20 protein-coding genes are annotated in these 22,270 nt (G+C 47.7%); 14 read left to right on the top strand and 6 right to left on the bottom strand.

Translation table 11 applies throughout. The annotated features are described in order from the left end of the window. Nucleotides 1–2 precede the first annotated feature (2 nt). The 3 genes from dgcN to RAHAQ2_RS19055 all read left to right on the top strand — a co-directional run bounded on the left by dgcN (nt 3) and on the right by RAHAQ2_RS19055 (nt 5,541). Nucleotides 3–1,283: a diguanylate cyclase DgcN/YfiN gene (gene dgcN, locus RAHAQ2_RS19045; RefSeq protein WP_015698785.1), complete on the top strand. Its 1,281-nt coding sequence runs from the start codon at nt 3–5 to the stop codon at nt 1,281–1,283. A gap of 15 nt (nt 1,284–1,298) precedes the next feature. Then, on the top strand, nt 1,299–1,796 hold the full coding sequence (gene yfiB / locus RAHAQ2_RS19050) for an outer membrane lipoprotein YfiB (protein ID WP_015698786.1): 498 nt from the start codon (nt 1,299–1,301) through the stop codon (nt 1,794–1,796). Between the two features lie 133 nt (nt 1,797–1,929). After that, the gene (locus RAHAQ2_RS19055; protein WP_015698787.1) at nt 1,930–5,541 is read left to right on the top strand and encodes an AAA domain-containing protein; all 3,612 of its coding nucleotides are present in this window, start codon (nt 1,930–1,932) and stop codon (nt 5,539–5,541) included. A 5-nt stretch (nt 5,542–5,546) separates the two neighbouring features. On the opposite strand, the gene RAHAQ2_RS19060 is transcribed toward RAHAQ2_RS19055, so the two are convergent. Beyond that, nucleotides 5,547–6,419, bottom strand: coding sequence for a LysR family transcriptional regulator (locus tag RAHAQ2_RS19060; protein WP_015698788.1), 873 nt, complete (start codon nt 6,417–6,419; stop codon nt 5,547–5,549). 102 nt (nt 6,420–6,521) lie between these two features. Between RAHAQ2_RS19060 and budA the strand changes: the two genes are divergently transcribed. The 4 genes from budA (at nt 6,522) to RAHAQ2_RS19080 (ending at nt 11,131) form a co-directional block, all read left to right on the top strand. After that, the gene (budA, locus tag RAHAQ2_RS19065; protein ID WP_015698789.1) at nt 6,522–7,304 is read left to right on the top strand and encodes an acetolactate decarboxylase; all 783 of its coding nucleotides are present in this window, start codon (nt 6,522–6,524) and stop codon (nt 7,302–7,304) included. A 27-nt stretch (nt 7,305–7,331) separates the two neighbouring features. Beyond that, nucleotides 7,332–9,008 carry an acetolactate synthase AlsS gene (gene alsS, locus RAHAQ2_RS19070; RefSeq protein WP_015698790.1) on the top strand — a complete coding sequence of 559 codons (1,677 nt, stop codon included), beginning with the start codon at nt 7,332–7,334 and terminating at the stop codon, nt 9,006–9,008. Between the two features lie 222 nt (nt 9,009–9,230). Beyond that, nucleotides 9,231–10,655: a DNA cytosine methyltransferase gene (locus RAHAQ2_RS19075; protein WP_015698791.1), complete on the top strand. Its 1,425-nt coding sequence runs from the start codon at nt 9,231–9,233 to the stop codon at nt 10,653–10,655. Between the two features lie 5 nt (nt 10,656–10,660). Next, the gene (locus RAHAQ2_RS19080) at nt 10,661–11,131 is read left to right on the top strand and encodes a very short patch repair endonuclease (RefSeq protein ID WP_015698792.1); all 471 of its coding nucleotides are present in this window, start codon (nt 10,661–10,663) and stop codon (nt 11,129–11,131) included. A 20-nt stretch (nt 11,132–11,151) separates the two neighbouring features. Here the strand turns inward: RAHAQ2_RS19080 and RAHAQ2_RS19085 are convergent, their stop codons facing one another. Then, the gene (locus RAHAQ2_RS19085) at nt 11,152–12,369 is read right to left on the bottom strand and encodes a type II restriction endonuclease (RefSeq protein WP_015698793.1); all 1,218 of its coding nucleotides are present in this window, start codon (nt 12,367–12,369) and stop codon (nt 11,152–11,154) included. A gap of 470 nt (nt 12,370–12,839) precedes the next feature. Here RAHAQ2_RS19085 and RAHAQ2_RS19090 point away from each other — a divergent pair, with 470 nt between their 5' ends. Continuing rightward, complete coding sequence (locus tag RAHAQ2_RS19090) at nt 12,840–13,061, top strand: hypothetical protein (protein WP_015698795.1); 222 nt, start codon at nt 12,840–12,842, stop codon at nt 13,059–13,061. Between the two features lie 126 nt (nt 13,062–13,187). On the opposite strand, the gene tnpA is transcribed toward RAHAQ2_RS19090, so the two are convergent. Then, entirely contained in the window at nt 13,188–13,646 is a 459-nt protein-coding gene (gene tnpA, locus RAHAQ2_RS19095; protein ID WP_014333746.1) for an IS200/IS605-like element IS1541D family transposase, read from the bottom strand. A gap of 193 nt (nt 13,647–13,839) precedes the next feature. Beyond that, nucleotides 13,840–14,976 carry a porin gene (locus RAHAQ2_RS19100; RefSeq protein WP_015698796.1) on the bottom strand — a complete coding sequence of 379 codons (1,137 nt, stop codon included), beginning with the start codon at nt 14,974–14,976 and terminating at the stop codon, nt 13,840–13,842. 630 nt (nt 14,977–15,606) lie between these two features. On the opposite strand from RAHAQ2_RS19100, the gene RAHAQ2_RS19105 reads away from it, so the two are divergent. Further along, complete coding sequence (locus RAHAQ2_RS19105) at nt 15,607–15,942, top strand: hypothetical protein (RefSeq protein ID WP_015698797.1); 336 nt, start codon at nt 15,607–15,609, stop codon at nt 15,940–15,942. Here RAHAQ2_RS19105 and RAHAQ2_RS19110 read toward each other — a convergent pair. Further along, entirely contained in the window at nt 15,920–16,840 is a 921-nt protein-coding gene (locus tag RAHAQ2_RS19110) for an alpha/beta hydrolase (RefSeq protein WP_015698798.1), read from the bottom strand. The two genes, RAHAQ2_RS19105 and RAHAQ2_RS19110, sit on opposite strands and share 23 nt — an antisense overlap. Before the next feature lie 249 nt (nt 16,841–17,089). Between RAHAQ2_RS19110 and RAHAQ2_RS26025 the strand changes: the two genes are divergently transcribed. From RAHAQ2_RS26025 to RAHAQ2_RS19130, 4 genes are all read left to right on the top strand, one after another. Continuing rightward, a complete protein-coding gene (locus tag RAHAQ2_RS26025) occupies nt 17,090–17,233 on the top strand; it encodes a hypothetical protein (protein WP_231572374.1) in 144 nt (47 codons plus the stop codon). Between the two features lie 254 nt (nt 17,234–17,487). Beyond that, nucleotides 17,488–18,210 (top strand): hypothetical protein, encoded by a 723-nt coding sequence (locus RAHAQ2_RS19120; RefSeq protein WP_015698800.1) that lies wholly within the window; start codon nt 17,488–17,490, stop codon nt 18,208–18,210. Between the two features lie 2 nt (nt 18,211–18,212). Next, complete coding sequence (locus RAHAQ2_RS19125) at nt 18,213–18,839, top strand: hypothetical protein (protein ID WP_015698801.1); 627 nt, start codon at nt 18,213–18,215, stop codon at nt 18,837–18,839. Nucleotides 18,840–18,985: 146 nt separating this feature from the next. Then, entirely contained in the window at nt 18,986–19,858 is an 873-nt protein-coding gene (locus RAHAQ2_RS19130) for a phosphorothioated DNA-binding restriction endonuclease (protein WP_015698802.1), read from the top strand. Nucleotides 19,859–20,385: 527 nt separating this feature from the next. Here the strand turns inward: RAHAQ2_RS19130 and RAHAQ2_RS19135 are convergent. Further along, complete coding sequence (locus RAHAQ2_RS19135) at nt 20,386–21,015, bottom strand: hypothetical protein (RefSeq protein ID WP_015698803.1); 630 nt, start codon at nt 21,013–21,015, stop codon at nt 20,386–20,388. Between the two features lie 435 nt (nt 21,016–21,450). Between RAHAQ2_RS19135 and RAHAQ2_RS19140 the strand changes: the two genes are divergently transcribed. Beyond that, a complete protein-coding gene (locus tag RAHAQ2_RS19140; RefSeq protein WP_015698804.1) occupies nt 21,451–22,251 on the top strand; it encodes a sce7726 family protein in 801 nt (266 codons plus the stop codon). The last annotated feature ends 19 nt before the right edge of the window (nt 22,252–22,270 follow it).

Raw genomic sequence — 22,270 nt, forward strand, 5'->3', positions numbered from 1 at the left:
CCATGGAAAATCAAATTCCTGTTCCTGACACAGAACAGCCGCGCCAGCGCCCGACGCTGAGCGCCGCACTGAACAGAATCCATGTGATTGTGATTTTGACTGCGATCGGCCTTGCCGGCTTTTTACTGATCTTGCTGGCCCTGATCGCCCTGCGTTCGCATGCCGAAAATAATCTGCAACTGACCGCGCGTGCTATCAGCTACACCACCGAAGCTGCGCTGGTGTTTAACGATCCTGCCGCCGCGCACGAGTCGCTGGAGTTCATCGCCAAAAGAGGCGATTTCACGCAGGCTAAAATTCTGACGCCTGCCGGTGCGACGTTCACCGAATGGCAGCGGCCGGTGAACAGCAACTGGGACAAGCTCGGTCAGTTCGTCGGCCACCTGGCTTTCCCGGAGCCTGTCACGATGCCGGTGAATCATTCCGGTTCGCTCATCGGTACCGTCTGGCTCGCCGGTAACGGCGGAAGTCTGATTGGTTTCCTGCTGGAAACGGTGCTGAGCCTGATCGGCTGTCTGGTGCTGACGGCTCTGGTCGCGCTGTATTTTTCCCGCCGGATGCAAAAAGGCATTGTCGATGCCCTCGGCCACATTACGCGCGTCACTCACGATGTCAGCGCCAACCGTTCGTTCAGTTTGCGCGTGCCTTCCGCGCCGATTGTCGAGCTGCACACACTGAGTCAGGACTTCAACAGCCTGCTGACTGAGCTGGAAGCCTGGGAAAACCATATGCGCAACGAGAACGTCTCGCTGACCCAAAAAGCGTTGCACGATGGTTTGACCGGCCTGCATAATCGCGCGTTTTTCATTGATACGCTTAATCAATGCTTTAACCCGATGCGCCCGGCGCTGTCACTGGCGTTGCTGTTTATTGATGTCGATAACTTTAAAGAGATCAATGACTCACTCGGTCATGCTGCCGGAGACCGTGTGCTGATGGTGCTTGGCGAACGGCTGGCGAAAACGCTGCGAAAAGGCGATGTGCTGGCGCGCCTGGGCGGTGATGAATTTGCCATCCTGCTTGAACCGATGGTGTCCACCGCAGAGGCCGTGGCGTTTGCCGAACGCATTGTTGAAATCATGAAAACCCCTGTCATCCTGCTCAATAACAAGACGCTGGATGTTTCTCTCAGTATCGGTATCGCGCTGTCGCCTTCTCAGGCCAGCAACGCGAAAGAGTTACTGGATAAGGCCGATGAGGCCATGTACCGTTCGAAAAAAATTTCCGGCAGTTGCTGGCATGTCTCTTCAGGCATGCCGCTTCCTGTCGTGATGAAAGACTAAAAGGAATTAATGAGTATGAAGACCTGCAATACTTTCAAAACCTGGTTTAAACTCGCCGCCATGGGGCTGTGCATTCTGCTGCTCGCCGCCTGTCAGAGCAAACCGGCGGGCTTGACGCCGGAACAGATCGCCGTACTGCAAAAAAACGGCTTCTCGCAGACAGAAGCGGGCTGGGAACTGGGACTGGATGCCAAAGTGCTGTTTGGCAATAATCAGGCGACGCTTTCGCCAGAGAGTAAGCAGTCGGTGGAAAAACTGGCCGGTGAACTGCTGCATGTTGGTCTGAACAAAGTCAATCTCGACGGCCATACCGATAACTACGGCGACGCCGGTTACAACAATGATCTGTCGCTGCGACGCGCCAACACGGTAGCCGCCGCCTTTGCCGATGCGGGAATGCCGCGCACCAATATCCATACCCGCGGATTAGGTCAGAGCCAGCCGGTCGCCAGCAATAAAACCCAGGCCGGACGCGCCCAGAACCGCCGCGTGTCTGTGATTATTGTGGTGTAAATAACACTGAATTGAGTAACAGACTGGTACGCCTCAACGCTGAGGCGTATTATTCCTTCATCCCCCTCTCACTATCCTATTGATTCTGGTGCAATAGCCCATCATTAGCTCATTTTCAGGACAGTTTTCAGCAATGGAAGATACATCATTAAAAGTATTGCAGGCCTGGCAGGAATATATCAAATACAGCGGCATGGAAAAAAGTAAAATCCCGGCTGACAACCTTCACGAATACCAGCAAATATACCTTACTGACCGGAATGTTCGTGATGATGATGACGGAATACGCATTACACTTTCGTCTAATACCCTTGAGCTTCTGAAACAAAAATACATTAAGTATGATAAGAAAGGGAAAGTAGAGAGTACAACACCGGTACACTTCCTCTTCCCGATCATCCGCTACAGTGAATTCAGCAATAACAAAAAAACCACGAAATACCTCCCTTTATTTTCCTTTCAGCTGAATCCTGAATTATTCATACAGGAAGGCCAGCAAACTGTTTTAATCCCGGTTAAGGATGGCACCCGTGTTTCCCCGCTGTTGTCCGCATTCAAAGAATTACTGGGATTTGATATCAGCGAACTGGGCGAAAACCGCCATATGATGAGCCTGATCAGCGCCCTGAATGAACAAAAATATAATTCATTCCTGGAGGCATTTGCGGGTCTGAAGATGTGGATTGAAGAGAAACTGGTTGGGACTAAATGGCGAAATGCCAGACTGGAAACGGGATTCAATGCCCTGATCTGCGAATTGCATAATGAAGACTTTAATACACAGCGCGACGGTAAAGATTTCACCTGTTTAACGTCCCGTAATGACCTGTCCGCCTTTCCTTTGCTGCAACAATATTTATGTCAGCAGGATGAGCCACTCAATAATGAAGAAATAAATAAAGTGGTCACGTTGGGGTTATTTGAAAAAAAATACCCTTTGGGGCGCGGGCAAATGCAGGCATTACAATCGGTTCAGAAAAACCTGCCCCTCGTGGCAGTTCAGGGCGCGCCGGGAACCGGTAAAACCACGTTATTCAAATCATTAATTGCGCAAAAAGTGGTTGAGCGCGCCCTGGCTATTATTGACGGCAATGATCGTAATCTGGGCATGCTCATCACCTCGACGGCCATTAAAGCGGTAGAAAATGTCATTGATGATTTACGCGATGATGATGTTGTAAAAGGTCTCGACTGGTTGTATTTCCAGGCCGGTTCAAAAGAAAAAGTCCAGTCTGAAGTCATGCGCATCGATAAGTTGTTAAAAACTTATGAGCAGCAATCTGCCGATGCCCGTGCGCGCGGATCCGCTGAACAGCGTCTGTGCCAGAACCGGGAAATGATTAACCATTGTTATACGCACTATCACACCAGGAAAAATGCGCTTCAGCAGGCCATCTCTGCGTGCGGCGACCCGACGACCCGGTTGCATGATCTCGACGCGATCCTGAAAAGTGAGCAGGACGCTTTTGCCCTGCAGGCGGAGTCTGTCGGGATCCCGGTCACTTCATTTAACGCTGTCCATCTCACCGCGGTTGCCCGTTTTCTTCATGATGAACAAAAGAATCATGCGCAGAAACTGGAAGCCTGGGAACAGGCCAATATCCGCGCCCGGTACTGGCTTTCAGTCTGGCCAGTCAGTTTTGATCTGACGGCACTCACCCGGTTTATGCAGGGAACCCTTCCGGATTTGCTCGAAGATATTTACGGTGATTATCCCCGTTCAGGCATCGCCGCTTTCCTGACGCGCTTTTTCTCCGGAAAACGAAATGCCCGACGCGAAAAAGCCCAGGCCATGAATCTCACGGAGTTCACGGCGTTAGGTCTCAATGATTTATCTCATCAGCAAATGGCCGATTTACTGCATTACAGTCGCGAACTGAGGAATAAAAAAGAGGATTTAGCCCACTTGCAGATATTGCAAGGCCCCGAACCGGAGGCTGACAGGATCCCGAAACTGAAAAGTCTGCATGAGCAACTGGGCCGTTTACAGGCTCTGGAACGTCATATTTTAGAGACCAGAGAGAGGGCGCGCGCCTTCGCACAAGATTATCCGGAAGGAGACTGGCCGGATATCCTGAGGTTGCGTTTTATCCGGCAACATCGCGCCATGTTTGAAGATGCCGTCGCATTCCTGTGGCAGGAGCAGTTAACCCGCAAAACCGAGCTCACAGAAATCCTGACCGTGTGGAGAGACTTATTAACCCGCACCCGTTCGCCCCATTACTTCACTTACAGAAATGCCCGTCAGGAAGAGTTTTATCGTCTGCTTTCACTGGCTTATCCGGTCATCGCCACGACATTAGCCTCAGCGTATAAACCGGCCGGTTATGAAAACCTCGGGGATTTCGAGAAAGTAAAACCTTACCATCTGACGTTATGTGATGAGGCGGGCATGGTGTCAGTCGAAACACTGGTTCCTCTGCTGAGCCGCAGTGAGCAGGCCATTATTGTGGGTGACCCCGCACAAATCGAGCCAATCAGAACCCTGTCGGAAGGGGTGCAAAACCAGCTACGGGAACAACACTTCGGCGATGACGACCTGCTTTATGATCGCATGTCACCGATGTTAGTCACCGCCTATCACCGTGCAGCGGGAACCTCCTCAGGCTCGGTCAATGACATAGGTAACGGCATCGTGCTTGATGAGCATCGGCGCTGCCAGCCACCGATTGCCGCCTTGTTTACTCAGCTTGCCGGTTATGAGGGCATTTCTGTGGAAACCGCACCGCCTTCTGAAGCGGTTGCCAGTGCCTTTGCGGCGATGGACAGTCACCATTTGATGTTTTACAGCGTGGAGGGCAAAAAGGGTCCCGGTGCAAATACCAATCTGGACGAGGTTGAAGCGATTGATGACCTGCTGACGAAGCTGGAAAGCGCCGGTTATGACCTGACGAAAGATGTCGGCATTATCACCCCTTACGCCAATCAGAAGAACCTGCTGATCCAAAAAATGGGCAACCGCCTGGGGCACTATGATTCCCTGCGAATTGGGTCGGTTCATCAATTCCAGGGAACCGGGTTTGAAGTCATCATTTACAGTCCGGTGATCCACTCGCCACGAGACAATGACAAGTTCCAGAACAATAAGCCCAACCTGCTCAACGTCGCGGTTTCCCGGGCCAAACAACAATTTATTGTGGTGGGTAATTATGATCGTCTGATTGCGGCGGGCCGGTATCTGAAAACGCTGGCTGAAGTATGTGCTAATGATTTCATTCTTGAACTGGGAAGCCAGCACCCTAAGTTTAGCGAACTGAGCCAGAGCCCGGCGGTGGAAACCTATTACCGGGATTGTGAGCATATTGATGCTTTCCATGCTGCCACTCAACAATGTCAGCAGGAGTTGATTGTTGTGTCGCCCTGGCTTCGTTTTAACCGTGAAGGTGAAAATCCTCAGCTCAGTTTGTTAACTGCGGCGCGTCAGCGGGGAATCGATGTCAAAGTCTATTATGGTTACGATCATGCGAAATATGGTTTTGAGCGGGACGGTGATCCTCTGCTGATTGAGCAATATATTCAGTCTCTTGGCAGAGAAAACGTGATCCGGATAAACGAAGGCACTCACGAAAAACTGCTGCTGGTGGATAACCACTATGCGCTGGTGGGAAGCTGGAACTGGTTATCACACGGCTATCACCAGATTTGTCGCCTTCAGGGAAATCTCAGCCAAAACATTCGCAGAGAGGTCAGCGTTAAATTACGCGATCCGGCTTTTGTTCTGGCCCAGAAAGATTCTCTGCTTTGACCTTTTTACAACAACCCCACCATATGCAGCGCCGCCTTGCAGTTATCTGTTCTGCGCCAGGCGAGCGCGATTTGTGTCGTTAAGGTCTGCCCTGCCAGGGGCAGACAACGCACGTTGGTTTCATCAATTTTACTCAGTGACGCCGGCACCAGCGCGTAACCAAATCCTGTCGCCACCATACTCAGCGCCGAGGTAATTTGCGGGCACTGCTGCCCGTAGCGCGGCGAAAATCCCGCCTCTTTACACGCCTGGGTCACGGCATCATAAAGCCCCGGCGATAAATCGCGGGGAAAGGTGATCAGCGTATCGTGGCGCAGCGCCGCCAGCCGGACTTCTTTCCCCTGACTGAGCGGATGCTTTTTCGGTAACGCCACCATCATTTCCTCAATATCCAGCACCTTAAAACTGAACTCTTTGCTGCGCTCACAAGGCAGACGGATAAACGCCGCATCCAGCGCGCCCTCGCTCATCGCAGTCATCAGCCCGGCCATATCTTTTTCCTGCGGCTCCAGCACCATGCCCGGATACTTGTCACGAAAACGATGCAGCAGCTCAAACACCTGCGGATTGAAGGCCGTTGAGGTGGCAAAGCCGATACGCAGCGTACCGTTCAAACCCCGCGCCACCGCGCGGGTCCGTTCAAAGGCGGCATCGGTCAGTTTGATAATGGTTTGCGCCTCGTCGTACAGCACTTTTCCGGCTTCGGTCAGCTCGACGCCACGGGTCAGACGTTTGAGTAAAGGGGTGCCGATTTCATGTTCAAGCCGCTGGATTTGCTGGCTCAGAGGAGGCTGGGATATTCCCAGCAGTTCGGCAGCACGGGTGAAGTGGCCCGCCTCTGCTACCGCGACAAAATAGCGCAGATGACGAAGTTCCATATCAAAAACGTCTCAAAGTAAACACCTCCTCATATTGGAACTCAGGACGGAATGGCGTCAACCTTTAGTTAGCATTGTTAACTATTCGAACGGAGTTCCTGCATGAAAAGCCATTCTGAGTCCTGTTCCTGCGTCGCCGATATTGCCCGCACGGCGACAGCGTTTAAACATCATCATCCTGACCGCGTGCTTTATCAGTCGTCACTGATGAGTGCCTTGCTGAGCGGCGTGTATGAAGGGGATACCACGATGGCGGACCTGCTGAAACACGGCGATTTTGGCCTCGGCACCTTTAACCATCTCGACGGCGAACTGATCGCATTTAACAGCAACATCTTCCAGTTGCGTGGCGACGGCAGCGCCCGCCGTGCGCAACCGGAACAAAAAACACCCTTCGCCGTCATGACATTCTTTAACCCGACGAATGAATACGTCATTGATCGCCCGCACAGTCGCGAAGAAATCCACGCCGTCATCGACAACGCCGTCGCCAGCCAGAACACCTTCTGCGCATTGCGCATTGATGGTGAGTTCAGCCGCGTCGAGACCCGTACCGTGCCGGAACAGCACCGCCCTTATAAACCGATGCTCGAAGCCATCGAAGCGCAGCCAACGTTTCATATTGAGAACAATCAGGGCGTGCTGATTGGCTTTCTGACGCCTGCGTATATGCAGGGCATCAACGTGGCGGGTTATCACGAACATTTCATCAATCAGGCACGCAGCAGCGGCGGCCATGTGCTGGATTATCAGGTTGAGTGCGGCGTACTGACCTTCGGCACGGTTGAGAAGCTGTTGATCGATTTTCCGCAGGACAGCGATTTCCTGCATGCCAACTTATGCCCTGACGATTTAAATGATGCGATTCAGTCCGTTGAAAGTTAACAACCCGCAGATAAAAGGAATAAAACCATGAAAAATTCAGACAGCCAAAGCGAATGGAAATGCGGTGCGGACCTGGTCGTCGCGCAGCTTGAAGCCCAGGGCGTCAGACACGTATTCGGCATTCCCGGCGCAAAAATCGACCGTGTATTCGATTCGCTGATCGATTCCCCCATCAAAACTATTCCGGTGCGCCACGAAGCCAACGCCGCCTTTATGGCCGGTGCCGTTGGTCGCCTGACCGGTAAAGCGGGTGTCGCGCTGGTCACCTCCGGTCCCGGCTGCTCGAACCTGATCACCGGCGTCGCCACCGCGACCTCCGAAGGCGATCCGCTGGTGGCGCTCGGCGGCGCGGTAAAACGTGCCGACCATGTCAAACAGGTGCACCAGACCATGGACACCGTCGCGATGTTCCGCCCGGTCACCAAGTATTCTGCCGAAGTCACCTCGTCTTCCGCGCTGGCCGAAGTGCTGGCAAACGGTTTTCGCGCCGCCGAGTTTGGCCGTCCGGGTGCGGCATTTATCAGCCTGCCGATGGATATCGTCAACGAACCGGCCCACGGCAAACTCCTGACCTCGCAACCGCCGGTACTCGGCAGCGCGCCGCACGACGCGATATTGCAGGTCGCACAGTTACTGAAACAGGCCAAAAATCCGGTGCTGCTGCTCGGCCTGATGGCCAGCCAGCCACGCAATGCCGAAGCCATCCGTCGCCTGCTGCACAAAAGCGATCTGCCGGTCACCAGCACCTATCAGGCGGCAGGCGTTATCGATCAGGCTTCGTTCCATCGCTTCGCCGGCCGCGTCGGTTTGTTCAACAATCAGGCCGGGGACCGCCTGCTGCGCAACGCGGATCTGGTCATCACCATCGGTTACAGCCCGGTCGAGTATGAACCGGTGCAATGGAGCAACGGCAGCGCCGAACTGGTACATATCGACGTGATGCCCGCCGAAACCGACAGCGACTATCTGCCGGACGTCGAACTGGTGGGCGACATCGCGGATACGCTGGATCTGCTGACAGCGCAAATCCAGCAGCGCATCGACCTGAGCGCATCCTCCGTCGCCATTCTCGAGGATCGCCGCCAGCAACGTGAACTGCTGGCCCAGAAAGGCCGCAGCCTGAATCAGTTTGCGATCCACCCGCTGCGCCTGGTGCGTGCGATGCAGGACATCGTCAACAGCGACGTCACCCTGTGCGTCGACATGGGCAGTTTCCATATCTGGATCGCCCGTTATCTTTACAGCTTCCGCGCACGTCAGGTGCTGATTTCCAACGGCCAGCAAACCATGGGCGTCGCGCTGCCGTGGGCGATTGGCGCTGCGCTGGTCGATCCCGGCCGCAAAGTGGTGTCCGTTTCTGGCGACGGCGGCTTTATGCAATCAAGCATGGAACTGGAAACCGCCGTCCGTCTGGGCGTCAATCTGCTGCACATCATCTGGGTCGATGAGGCCTACAACATGGTGGCGATCCAGGAAGAGAAAAAATACCAGCGCACCTCCGGCATTCAGTTCGGCCCGATTGATTTCAAAGCCTACGCCGACGCCTTCGGCGCCAAAGGTTTTGCCGTCACCTCCGCCGAAACGCTGGAAAGCACCCTCCGCGCCGCCATGGACGTACAAGGCCCCGCCGTCGTCGCCGTGCCGGTGGATTACAGTGATAACGCGTTATTGATGGGGCAACTGGAGATGGGGCGGATTTTTTAGAGGGTGCCATTGGGTTCGAAGCGCTAGTTACAGCTTTTACATTTCAGAATTGCGAGATATCCTGGGAAGTAAATGCCACGCATTAAGAGACAGGGCTTTTCTGGGTTGCTAAATTAAGTCAGCCCAGAAAAATACTGTACAGATATACATATTTTCATTTTGCCTCTGGGTCAAACGAGTGATAAAGTGTCACTCATTCTTCCCTAAAAACGAAACTGTGAAATGAAAACCACTGACACTTCAACTATAGAACAAATCAAAAAAGCAGAAGAAGGCATGAAGATTCAGCTTGAAAGTGATAAATCACTGGTACGCCGTTTGCTGGAAATATATGACCAAAAGGCTATTGCTGAGACGCTGCGCGAGTATAACAACGACTGGTCGCGTGAATCCTTAAATCGCTGGCTTAACGGTAAAGCGACTCAACGCCCACTTACCGAATGTGAAATTATTACGCTGAAAAGCATGCTTCCAAAACCACCTAAATCTCATCCGGATTATAAATTCCGCTTTATTGACCTGTTTGCCGGGATCGGCGGTATCCGCAAAGGATTCGAGGACATTGGTGGTAAATGTGTCTTCACCAGTGAATGGAACAAAGATGCCGTTCGTACATACAAGGCAAACTGGTATAGCGACCCATATGAACACGTATTTAATTCAGATATCAGAGAAATCACGCTGAGTGACAATCAGGAAATCGACGTTGAAGAAGCTTACCAAAACATCGATAAACAAATTCCTGACCACGACGTACTCTTGGCTGGCTTCCCGTGTCAGCCATTCTCACTTGCTGGTGTGTCAAAGAAGAATTCTTTGGGCAAAGCCCATGGTTTCGAATGTGAGGCTCAGGGTACTTTGTTCTTTGATGTGGCCCGAATTATCGTAGCGAAGCAGCCATCCATTTTCGTGCTTGAGAACGTTAAAAACCTCAAAAGTCACGACAAAGGAAAAACGTTTAAAGTCATTATGGAAACACTTGATGAACTGGGTTACGACGTCGCCGACGCTGATATCACGGGTTCCAGCGATCCGAAAATTATCGATGGGAAACATTTCCTTCCTCAGCATCGTGAACGAATTGTATTGGTTGGATTTCGCCGTTCGCTGAACATTAGTAAAGATTTTACTCTTAAAAACATCAGTCAATTTTTTCCCCAGGAGCGCATCACCTTTAAGCAACTCCTTCAGACCGAATACGATAAAAAGTACATTCTCACCCCGCTTCTCTGGAAGTATTTATACAATTATGCCAAGAAGCATCAGGCCAAGGGGAACGGTTTTGGTTTTGGTTTAGTTGATCCTGAAAATCCAACTGTAGTTGCAAGAACACTCTCTGCCCGTTACCACAAAGATGGTTCTGAAATCTTAATTGACCGGGGCTGGGATAGAGAATTGGGAGAAACTGAATTTGATAATCCTGAAAATCAAATCAACAGACCACGTCGTCTGACGCCGAGAGAATGTGCACGCCTTATGGGATTCGAGCAGCCGGGAAAAGAGTCTTTCCGTATCCCTGTCTCTGACACACAAGCATACCGACAATTCGGTAACTCGGTTGTAGTCCCTGTCTTTGCGGCAGTTGCAAAATTACTCGCCCCCTACATTGCGAAGGCTGTTGAACTTAAATCTGATAAGGCAGCTTAACTCCAATGGCTGATGTCCACGATTCAAAGACGCGAAGCAAGAATATGCGAGCAATTAAGAATCGTGGCACAGCCATTGAAAAAAAAGTTGCGGATTTACTTATTGAAGCTGGTTTCAGCTTCCGGGAACAAGTTCAGGATTTACCAGGAAAACCAGACTTTGTCGTAGATGACTACAAAGCGGTTATCTTTGTACATGGTTGTTTCTGGCATCATCATAATTGCTATCTTTTCAAAACCCCTGCAACCAGAACTGATTTTTGGATGAACAAAATTCAAAATAATGTGAGAAATGATCAAAGAGTTATGCAAGATCTATCAGATAATGGATGGCGTATTTTAATTGTATGGGAATGTAGTTTAAGAGGGCGCAAAAAATTGCCACATAATGATATCATTGAACGAATTGAAGAATGGTTATGTAACTCCACAAAAACCTCTTACATCGATACAAAGGGAATATTCACATTGCCATAAGTAGCAATGTGAACATCTAATTATATTTGATAAATAACTTTAGTTCCCTCAATAAAATCTTCGAGAGTAACAAGCTCCATCCTAATATCTTTCGGATATTTTTCATGAAGAGGTTTTGGAACAACCAAAATAATACCAGCCTCTTTCATTTCATTAAACTGATTTACTGAGACGCCCTCTTGTAAAGTAAATAGATGTACCTTTTTTATTTTATCAGCCTCATTAATTGCCTGCCTCCATCTATCTTTACAGGTGGTTTTGACAGCAAGCATTCTCAGTTTTTCTTCTGGATAGTTGAAATCATGGTAAGCCTGTCCTGAAGGGAATATAAAATCAGGTTTTTTATTACCTTCAGTAACACATTGCGTTGAAAAATCAAGCAAATTATTATCTTTGAAGATAACCTCAAGGTGGAGTTCCAGGGACTTACCCGCTCTGGATTTCCTACGATTACTAACAGAATTAGCAAGGGCTATAAATTCATTTACACTATTAAAACCATCTTTTATTTTGTGAAGAACATGAAATTCTTCAATATGAAGAAAAAGAGAAAACTCCGCCTTCCTTCTCTCGAGAACAAGAGAGTCGGGGGTGGTTGATTTAAACTTAAATAAATTAGGGAGATAAGAAATTATCTCACTCCCGGAAGGAAACGTCGTAGCCCAACCATCAGGAATTTTAAATTTCTTATTGGTTTTATTTTCCTGAATGGCAGTTACACCGCCAAATACACTATCTCCAGAATTAAAAACTGATATACCAGGAAGAATCTCACCAGTTATTGTCTCTAATAAATCCTCTTCTTCTATAGAGCGACAAATCCATGCTTCAAGATACATACAGTCTGCAAGTTCGGTTTGCTTTTTAAAAGCCAGAATGAGTAATGAACCTGTATTTTCAGGGTCTTGAATAGGACTTTTCTTCCCGCCCCAGGAAGTTATTCTTGATTCATTTCTACCTTTTTTCTGTTGTTTGGCCAACTTACTATTATAATAAATGGCATTAACAGTTTGCTCTTCGATATCATGTGAAACTATTTTGGCAGACAATGGTATACTCGGGTTATCGCAATCCACTCTATTTATTGAAGGGAATAATGTATCTCGAGTAATTTTTGGAATATAAATCCCGACCTGATGGCCTCCCGTAGCACCAGTATCATTAGCAGATAAGCGTTTCATATAGATAACCCATTCAGGGTTTCCCTTTTCACTTATGAACTCGTCTAAAGTTTTCAAGTTAAGCCTCTTATCTCTTATAACTTTTACAAATTTTTGAATAGTGAGAACTTTAACTTAATCTTTCATACGAGGCTATTGTCATACATAAAAAGCGATCCTCTTTCCAAATATGAAAGCAAGTCACTGTAAATTCATCCAGACCATTTCCTTAGCATCCTGTGAAGGATAAGCTCTCTTCGCTGCGGCAAAACCCGCAGTCAGAATTAGCGTTCTGTCCCAGTTTGGTTCCATCAACTCTATGAAAATAGAGAAAATATGGTACGGTCTGCATTCACCCAAATTATGGTGGCTCAGACAGTGGCTTCTCACGAAGCACCGGATTCCAGACTGGCCGGAACGCTAACGCTGTTTGAGCTACCACCATGGGATTAGCGTCTCTGGAGGTAGTTAATCAACTATCAGCTGGAGTACTAAAATGGAATTTTCTAACACTGCTTTTACTAATACCTCCGCACCGGAGGCCCACAATGCCTAACCTTTACGACAATACCCCGCTGGAACTGGAAGAGATCGTCGATCACTGCCGTGCGTTGTCTTATGCCATTGTGACGCTGGATAATCCGCAGGCGAAAGATCTGCTGAGCTATATTCTGTGTGAACGGCTGGAGGTGCTGTATCAGACGCTGGAAATGCCGATTAGCGAGGATGATGTGGTGAGCGTTGAAGTTGCGGAAGCACTGGCGCACTGAACCGATTGGCTGAGGTAATAAATATCCTCCGGCATAGCCGGAGGTTTTTCATATGCGCCTGTAAGGCTCTGTTACCAGCCGCGCCCTAACAGGCGCATAGCAATCTGACATTTGCATCCAAATTCGTTACTTACCGCCCGTAAACGGGCTCCCTGGATACGGGATTGATAACTGTTCCCCTAGTTTATCCTGCTCCAGTTGGTGCTTTATGTATTCCTGGATCTTCGATGTATTTTTACCCACTGTATCTACATAATACCCTCGGCACCAAAACTCCCTGTTCCTGTATTTGAATTTAAGATCACCAAATTGTTCATATAGCATCAGACTACTTTTGCCCTTCAGATACCCCATGAAGCTCGATACACTCATCTTCGGCGGGATTTCCACAAGCATATGGATGTGATCTGCACAGCATTCTGCTTCCAGAATGTGCACATTTTTCCATTCACACAGTTTTCTTAAAATACTCCCTACTGCACGGCGTTTCTCGCCGTAGAAGACCTGCCTTCGGTATTTAGGCGCGAAAACTATGTGATATTTACAGTTCCATCGGGTGTGCGCTAAGCTCTTTTCGTCCCCCATTGGGACCCCCTTTTGATTTCTTGTTTGACCAATGCAGTTGCCAGACCGCAAGGTGTTTTAACAAATCAAAAGGGGTTTTTATATCCGGCTCAAAGCTGGAAGCTTTACGGAACCCCCAGCCTAGCTGGGGGTTTTCTATAGACAAAAAAGCCAGCGCAAATGCGCTGGCCTGATGATCCACGAGGCGTGTGGATTAGAAATCGTAGAAAACGGTGACCCAGGTCTGGTCCGGTTCGTTGTCGGTAGAGTGCGCCAGTGTGCGTTCCACATAAACAGACAAGCCGTAACCGATGGTGGTACCCGCGCCCAGATAAACGTGGTTCGCGTGATATTCTTCGCCACCTTTCAGTTGCAGGGAATCGGCCGCAACGTATGGCTGAATAGATTTCAGGAACGGCTTGTCGATATTGAAGGTATAACCGACGAACCCTTCCACCCCGTAACCGCTGCCTGCAAAGTAATGATCGACAGGATTTTCACGGGTGCTTGGCACGAAATCTTTGTAATAACTGCCGGTCCCGACGATATACCAGTTATTGGGCTGCCAGGTTAAAGCCGTACCAGACAACTGCTGATGATAATCTTTTTCGTTATATTGATTATCTTTGACCGTTGCATCAGTCAGGCTATAAGCCGCGCTCCAGACTAAATCTTTGGTGAGTTTATAATCAAAACCTAAACCGCCGCCATTATTACGACGATAATGTTGATTATCGCCCGCCTGGATTTCATCTTCCGGCAATAAGTAGTTGGCATATAACGTTACCGGGCCAAAATCGTTGGTATATTTCAGGCTGTTTTTTGGCTTATTCGCACCATCATAACTGCCGTTAATACCAATACCGGTACCGCCCGCATGACCATCGTTATCCCAGACGTCACTTTTAATCCCGACAACGGAATAATAAATGCCGTACTGGTGGCCGTAGGTTAGTGTCCCGTAACGATCATCTTTAAAGCCCGCATATAACTGACGCTGGGTATCACGCTGACCGCCTTCCGGATAATGATCATTCATACCCAGCAGGTTCGCCATGTCCACACCCAGCTCGTAGTAAGCGATGACGGAGGTGTCTTGCGTCAGTTTATAATCACCACGGAAGCGGAAACGGGTACCGCCATCATGTCCATTTTTATAATAACCCGGCTCCGGGCCGTTATTGAAAATCCACTCAGGACGGATACTCCCGCCTACCTGTAAACTCAGCGGTGCCAGCAAAGCATTACTCTGAGGATTTTTATCTAAAACAGTAATCTCGGCCTGAGCGCTGGCAGATAATGCCGACAGCACAACGCCGCCAATTAAGATTGACGCTTTTAAATTGCTCATTATTACCCTGTCTTTATTATTTATGTGATGTGTGTGCGGTCTTGCGCCGCGTATAAATAATTAACATAGGTATGACGGGGGGCAAAGTGAAAATTCAGAAAGTTCCCTATAAGAGAAAAATATGCTTAGTGCAGACATTGAACAAATAAATTTTTAAATGTAACTCAGGGAAACAATTTTTGTATTATAGATTAAATAGCCACCAACCTGATGATCAATTCATCAATCGTAAACTATCAGGATGCCAAAGTTGAAATATTTAATAACAATTACACCAGCAAAATAGCATCAATAAGTAAACCACGCCAGCGTGACAATTACATTACGTGACAACCACCCGCATTCATTACTTTTAATTTTAGCTATTTTCAGCATCGCCAGAATAATATCCGGCAAATACTGTTATTAATTAACCGATTTCAATTTTTATCTCATGAATATCATTCTGGCGGTTAATATCCCCGATGCTCTGAGTGGATTTTGCGAGACGCCTTCCAGATCTGACAACAAACCACTGTAAATATAAACAGGTTATTTCTTTGGCGCACGAACAGGCATAGAGTTCTCTGGCAGCGGCAATCACCTCGCCAGTACCGGAGGCCTCGACTCACTGACAATGGAATGACTTGTATGACTGATTCTGATAACCACACCGCGTTTACTACCAACTCCATCTCTGTCTTTCGCTCGCTTATCGCCGGGCTGGATTTCAGTCACTTTGATGATGCACAACTGTATGACCTGAATGCGCTGGCATCAGAATCCGCAGGCGGCTTATGTCAGGGGCTGTTGTGCATAAGCGAAGGGCTGGAGAACAGCGAGATATTGCTCCCGGAAGGGATTGCACAGGTCAGCGATTTTCTGAAAGCTTCCGCTCACCTGATCCCTGTGCTTTTTGAATTATGCGAGCAGGCAAACAGCGGGCTCGCAAAAACCAAAAAGTTTACGGTGTATCCGATGAACTGACACGCACGGCGATATCCTGCATCACATTCCGCGCTGTCTGGCTGATTCCACCAAGCTGGAAAAAACCGTGGATCACGCCGAGATAGCGCTGTGCAGTGCAATTCACGCCCTGCTCTGTCAGCCGGGAGAACAGCGCCTCGCCTTCGTCGCATAACGGATCGTATTCCGCTGTGATGATATGAACCGGCGGCAGCCCTGAAAAATCATCGCGCCATAACGGGCTGACTTCAGGATGCATGAAGTCAGTTTGCGGAAAATAAGCGTCGAATCCGCTGAGCAGCGTGTCGCTGGTCAGCACGTAATCATCGCCATTGCGCTTGTGGCTGTCAGATGACGCTGTCGCATCCAGCATCGGGTAAATCAGTACCAGCAGATGCGGCAGCCACTGCCCGGCATTTCGCAGGCGCAGAGCGGTGATCAGGGCAAGATGTCCGCCCGCACTGTCGCCCATCAGCGTTATCCGGCCGCGCGCGATGCCAAGCCTTTCAGCATTCTGCCAGATAAGATTTGCCGCCTGTTCTGCATCGTCATGTGCGGCGGGATAGGTGTGTTCAGGCGCCAGGCGATACTGAACTGCAATCACCCGGCAACCGCTGTAAAAAGCGAGCTGACGCAGCTGATTGTCATGCGTGGCAAATCCACCGCTGACAAAACAGCCGCCGTGATAATAGATAACGGCAGGTAATGCGCCATGCGCTTCCAGCGGCGAGTAAACGCGTAACAACATACCGTCGATAACCACATCGTCAACCTCTACGCGTTGCTCAATATCACCGGCCAAAACTGTGCTGGCGATATATCCGGCACGACGCTCAGCAAAAGTCTGACGGCGTGATGAAGGACGGCCTGCCGTGATGAAGTCATTAACAAGTTCAGCGATTGCGGGTTCCAGTGCCATGGGGAATTTTCCTGATTTGGGGTGTTTAGACGTCACTAAGATGATGACAGGCTACGATATTTTCCCGCAGTAAGTCGATCGGTAATAACGTTCAGTTTTCGGATATCACTCTAAAAAACGATTATCTTTTATACACCCCCTGGTTACCCTTGCCTTTCTTTAAAGCAGGGTTGTAAATTACCGGTCCACAACCATTATCAGCTTCAGCTTACACGGCTGGAATCCCGGCAACCCGGAGTTGATATTTCGGTGCTCAGGTTCAGCGGCAGCGAGGCCATCAGCGATATTCTGCGCTATGAGATTGAATTCACCAGCGCGTTGAAAAACATTCCCGCTCAGCACATCATCAATTATTCCTCCCTGTTCCTGATGTATCCCGACGGCAAGCAATGAGAGTCTGTTAATCCGCCGGGCCGCCTGGCAGAACATCAGCCTGTACCTCAACGCCGACCGCGTGCTGCAGTCGGCGCTCTATCTGACCCTCAGCCGTCAGGTGAAACGGGTGAACGTGCGGTTCTGGCAGGCGACAACGTGGTGTTGGGACTACGGGAGGGTAATCTTGATGACATGCCGGAGCAGGAGACGATGAAACTGGGCAGGATCCGGGATAAGAAAAATAACAAATTTAATTAACAAAGGAGTGCCAAATGCTAAATGCCATTCTGGAAGGAAAAGCGGGCAGGATAATGCTCAATGGCAGTGAACCACAAAGCTGGCGAACCGTTTTTCAGTCTTATGAGGATTTACTCACAGCAGCAATCTGGAGCCGCGTTAGCTATTTATCTCCGGCAGCAATGGATCTGTTTTTTTCAGCGATGCTGGGAATTAACCGGGACAGTTGGGGAAAATTTACATCCATCACCTTCTGGCCCAAATATGTTTTCCCTGATCCTGCTGATGAGAAGATGCAACCCTTTCTTTCAGGAGACGAACGATTTGCCGAACCCGATCTCGTGATCGCTTTTGAGCATACGGCGCTGATCATTGAAGTCAAACCACCGGCTGGCGGCAGGCAATATCTACAGCAATGGCGGAAAGAGCTCTACACCTATCTGGCAGATGACAACGCCAAAGAAAGCGTTCATTTTCTGGCGCTGGGCAATTTACCGGCAACTACAGAGAACTGGTTTCAGGAATTAAAAACACAGTTCCCGCAGGTCGAGTTTCATGGCATGGAATGGCGCAGGGTCCGGGAGGTTTTCCAGTACGCAGAGTGGGAAGCGCCACAGGATAAACGCATCGTCGCTGATTGCCTGAAGGCCCTTGCGCTCTATGGCATCCGGGAACCTTTGCTCCCCTGGCAACGATTTCATCAATTTCTGGCAGCTACACCACTCTCCTCTGATTTCTCATTTTTGAAGGAACAATAATCATGCACGATCCCTTTGCTCAGGTCCGGCAAGCCCACCGCATCTGCGGGGCGTATTACCAGCATATACTTCCGATGATCAACGAAGTCGCGCAGAAAATGGAGGCATCGTTTCTGCTGTGGGACACCTGGAGTTTCAACAAGCCGCCGCGCCGCGGAGCCAATCCGCTGGAAAACTGGAAATGGGACTTCCTGCCGATGATGGACGTTTCGTTTGTATTCAGTAAACAGCAACAACCCAATACGCCGATGGCAGCGACCGACTATGTGCTGGACTTTAAGCTGGTGACAGACAGCGAACTGGAATGTGACCAGCGCGTGTTGCAATACGGTGAAGATGACGAACCACCAGCCACAGGATTGAAAACCCCGGCGGAAGAAGCCAAAAGCTATCTGACTGTGTATCTCTTTTCTGCGGTGAACGATGACGCCACTTACGCGTCAGCCGAAGACCTGTGGTGGAACTATGACGGATATCCTGAGACGGGTTCAAAGATCCAGTTATCGGATGATAAGAGCATCAAAGGCATCGGATTTTCTGTACCGCTGGCGGAGATTGCTGATGATGGTGGGGTGAATTGGCTGGTTGATAAGATTTCAGAGCACAGGGAATGCCTCATGGGAAGCTGAGATCCAGTGACAGCCCGCGCGCGATCCCGTTGATCCGGGGTCGCGATATTTTCGTGATACCTCGGATTATTTTTACCTGGCTTTCATTGAATTACCTATTCTTTGCGAGCATGATCGCAATATCTTCAACCTGTTAACCTTCGGCTATGACCCCACGTAAAGCACTGCAAACAGCAATTTCCAATGTGGCAGTCTGGCGCAACGGCGACCAGTGCGCGCCGCATAAACCTCTGCTGTTGCTTTATGTTCTGTCGCAATACCTGAACGGTCATTCCCGACTCTTCGACTACGGGCAAGAGATCCACGAGCCGTTGACGAAATTGCTGGCGGACTTCGGCCCTAAACGGCGCGACTACTATCCTAATATGCCTTTCTGGCGGTTGAGGACTGACGGGTTCTGGACGCTGGAAAATACTGAAGGCTGTAAGCCACGCAAGGGCAATATTCAACCAACAAAACGTGAGCTGATTGAGAATCATGTATCGGGTGGTTTTGACGAAAGCAGCTACCAGATCCTTCGTGAAGCGCCGGAAATGATTAACAAGCTGGCGCAACAGATCATGGCAGAGCGCTTTCCGGAAAGTCTGCAGATACTTCTCGCAGACCGTCTGGGGTTTGATTTTACGTCACTGATGAAAGCGCGCGATCCGCGTTTCAGGGAGATTGTTCTTCGGGCATATCACTCGCGCTGCGCAATATGTGGCTACGATTTGCGGCTGGATGGCGCACTCGTAGGACTGGAGGCGGCGCATATCCGCTGGAAACAATACGGCGGGCCATGCGAAGTGAATAACGGACTGGCCCTTTGTTCCCTGCATCATTCCGCCTTTGATATGGGAGCGATAGGAATAGACGAACATATGACTATCCGTATTTCCGGTGGCGTAAACCGCAGCCCGGTTGTCGATCACCTTTTCTGGCAGCGTGACGGCAAACAACTTTATTTGCCGCAGGATAAAGTTTACTGGCCAGCGGAAAGGTTTATTGAATGGCATCAGAGTCAGGTGTTTAAGAGTTGAGGGTTTTCGAATCGGCTAACAGAAAACCGTTAGAAATGTTTTTTTATACGCTGGCATGGCAGATAGAAACCACGTTTCACCTACCCCATGCATGGAGATTTTATACTAATGGTGCGAAGGCCGGACTCGAATAAAAATTTCAAGCCATTGAAATTAAAATAAAAAAACATAAAAAATAATTTATTGACCACCAAAATGACCACCAGATTTGATATCAGAACTAACTATGTAATTTTCCTCTGTGGCGACTAAGGTTTACCAGTCGTTGAGATAAATAATTAATAGCTTCGTTTAACAGTTCAAATATTGAACGTGTCATACTGTAATAGTCAAAGTAACGATAGTTCAAACTGGCATTCCTCAAAAATCAGGTTTCAGAATTATGATATTCTCAGTTTAAAATTCCATACCACCTTAAATATTAGAAATAATTTTTTAAAGAGTGCCACTACAAATAACTAAAATTTATGAAACCAATTAAAGTGAATAAAAAACCAAAAAAATTAACTCATCATAACGTGAATATATTATTCTAAAATCAGAAAATAAACAGGCCTATAGCCTCCACCCAAAAATCGACCAAAGTACCCGTTGTTATCTGAATAGGTTATCTTATTTAACTCAGATATAACTTCAATACACTCCTGCCATATTAATGGTTTACATATAGCATCTATCAAGCAAGGTATATCATCTTTATTAATTATATTAATATCACTGCAAAACTCATTCATCTCAAGTATCTCATTGCTGTTTGCCCTACAAAAAAACTCAGCATCATTAATAGGATGCTTACTATTACTCAAATCAAACCAAACATAACTATCTTCATTCGAGAGATTCATAATAGAATCAACGGAAATAAATCCTGAAATAGTAGCCACACCGTATTTTCGTGCATGGAGTGCATAACGTAAAATGTTCTTGTTTACTTTTCCGGAGACATAGCCATTTTTTCCACAGAGTTTTGGTCGTCTAGCAAACATTGCCAAAACTTTAACACGACCTGATAAGTTCTGAGCTAAAGATATATTGTTTCCTTCTCTAGTTCTCCAAAAATAGATAGGTACTATCCTTGAATTATTTTTGGCCAATACCCCAATCACAGCTGGTATAAGTGAATATTCCGCTGTCCGCTCCGAGAAAAAGCTTGCCATACCACACCACCTTATTATTAGGATGCAATAAATGCCATAGTATCTTCCAGTACGATCGTTACACTGTATATCCGACCAAAAACCATACCTTTCAAAATTAAGAATAGTACTTTTAGCCTTTAAATTACATATTTTATAATAGCAATATAATCAAGATAATGTAAATGTCCACATAAACTTAAGCCCTTAAAATTCCGGACAATCATAACCCGATAAATAACCACAAGAATTAGGTGATTTTAGTTCACTCGGTTAATATTTATTAATATCGTTGAATGTGATTTCTTCACGCAGCAAAACATCTAATTTAAGCTTTAGAGATCATACCTATCTATTCTATAGCTCATTGTAATTAATAGCATTAATTAAATATAAATGGATAGCGATGGTTTTGTTTGCTATAATAAAAAAAGTATTTTACCAGGTCGATACAAGATGTCTGATTTATTGAGAGAACAAGATATTAAAGTAGCCTTGATTAATTGGCTATATAATAAAGGTTTATTAGAGAATGCCACACTCATTAATGAGATGGTGGTCGCTAATTGGAGCCGTCGTGTTGATTTAGCTATAGCCAACGGGCACCTACAAGCATTTGAAATAAAAAGCGATTTTGACACTCTTAAAAGATTGGATGGCCAGTTAGCTACATTTACATCTCGTTTCGAAAAGGTTACCGTGGTTTGCTCTTCGCGCTTCACTTATGAAGTAACAAAGAAAGTACAACCCGACGTTGGCATTATAGAGTTTTCAAATACTATTCGAGGTGTTAAATTCAAGGTAGTTCAACGGGGTAGGCTCTCTAATATTAATAATAAGAGAGTATTCTTAGGTTTCTTATTAAAAAAAGAACTCGCAAAAATTTTATTAGAAAACGAGATATACACTCAAAATGGTTCAAGTAGATCTTATCTTGAAAATTTAGCTGAGAATATATCATTAGCGAAAATCCGAGACTTTACCTTAAGAGCCATCAAGACTCGCTATCAAGAAACATCTGATAGTTATGTAGGCATGCTAATCCAAAATAAAAAAATAACAAACCAAGATCTTAATTTATTAAGTAAAGCTAAAAAAAAGAAGGAGCTCGAGAGCATCTACTTAAATGTATTATCTAATTCTAGTACTCAATCTAACTTGAGTTTCCATAAAATTGACGTTGAGGATTTCATAAATAAGCATGGCGGTGACATCAATGTCATCCCCCAGAATGTACTGAAAAGAGTTATAAAATAGGGGATCTCTCCCCTTACTT

Source organism: Rahnella aquatilis CIP 78.65 = ATCC 33071, from assembly GCF_000241955.1.
GTDB lineage: Bacteria > Pseudomonadota > Gammaproteobacteria > Enterobacterales > Enterobacteriaceae > Rahnella > Rahnella aquatilis.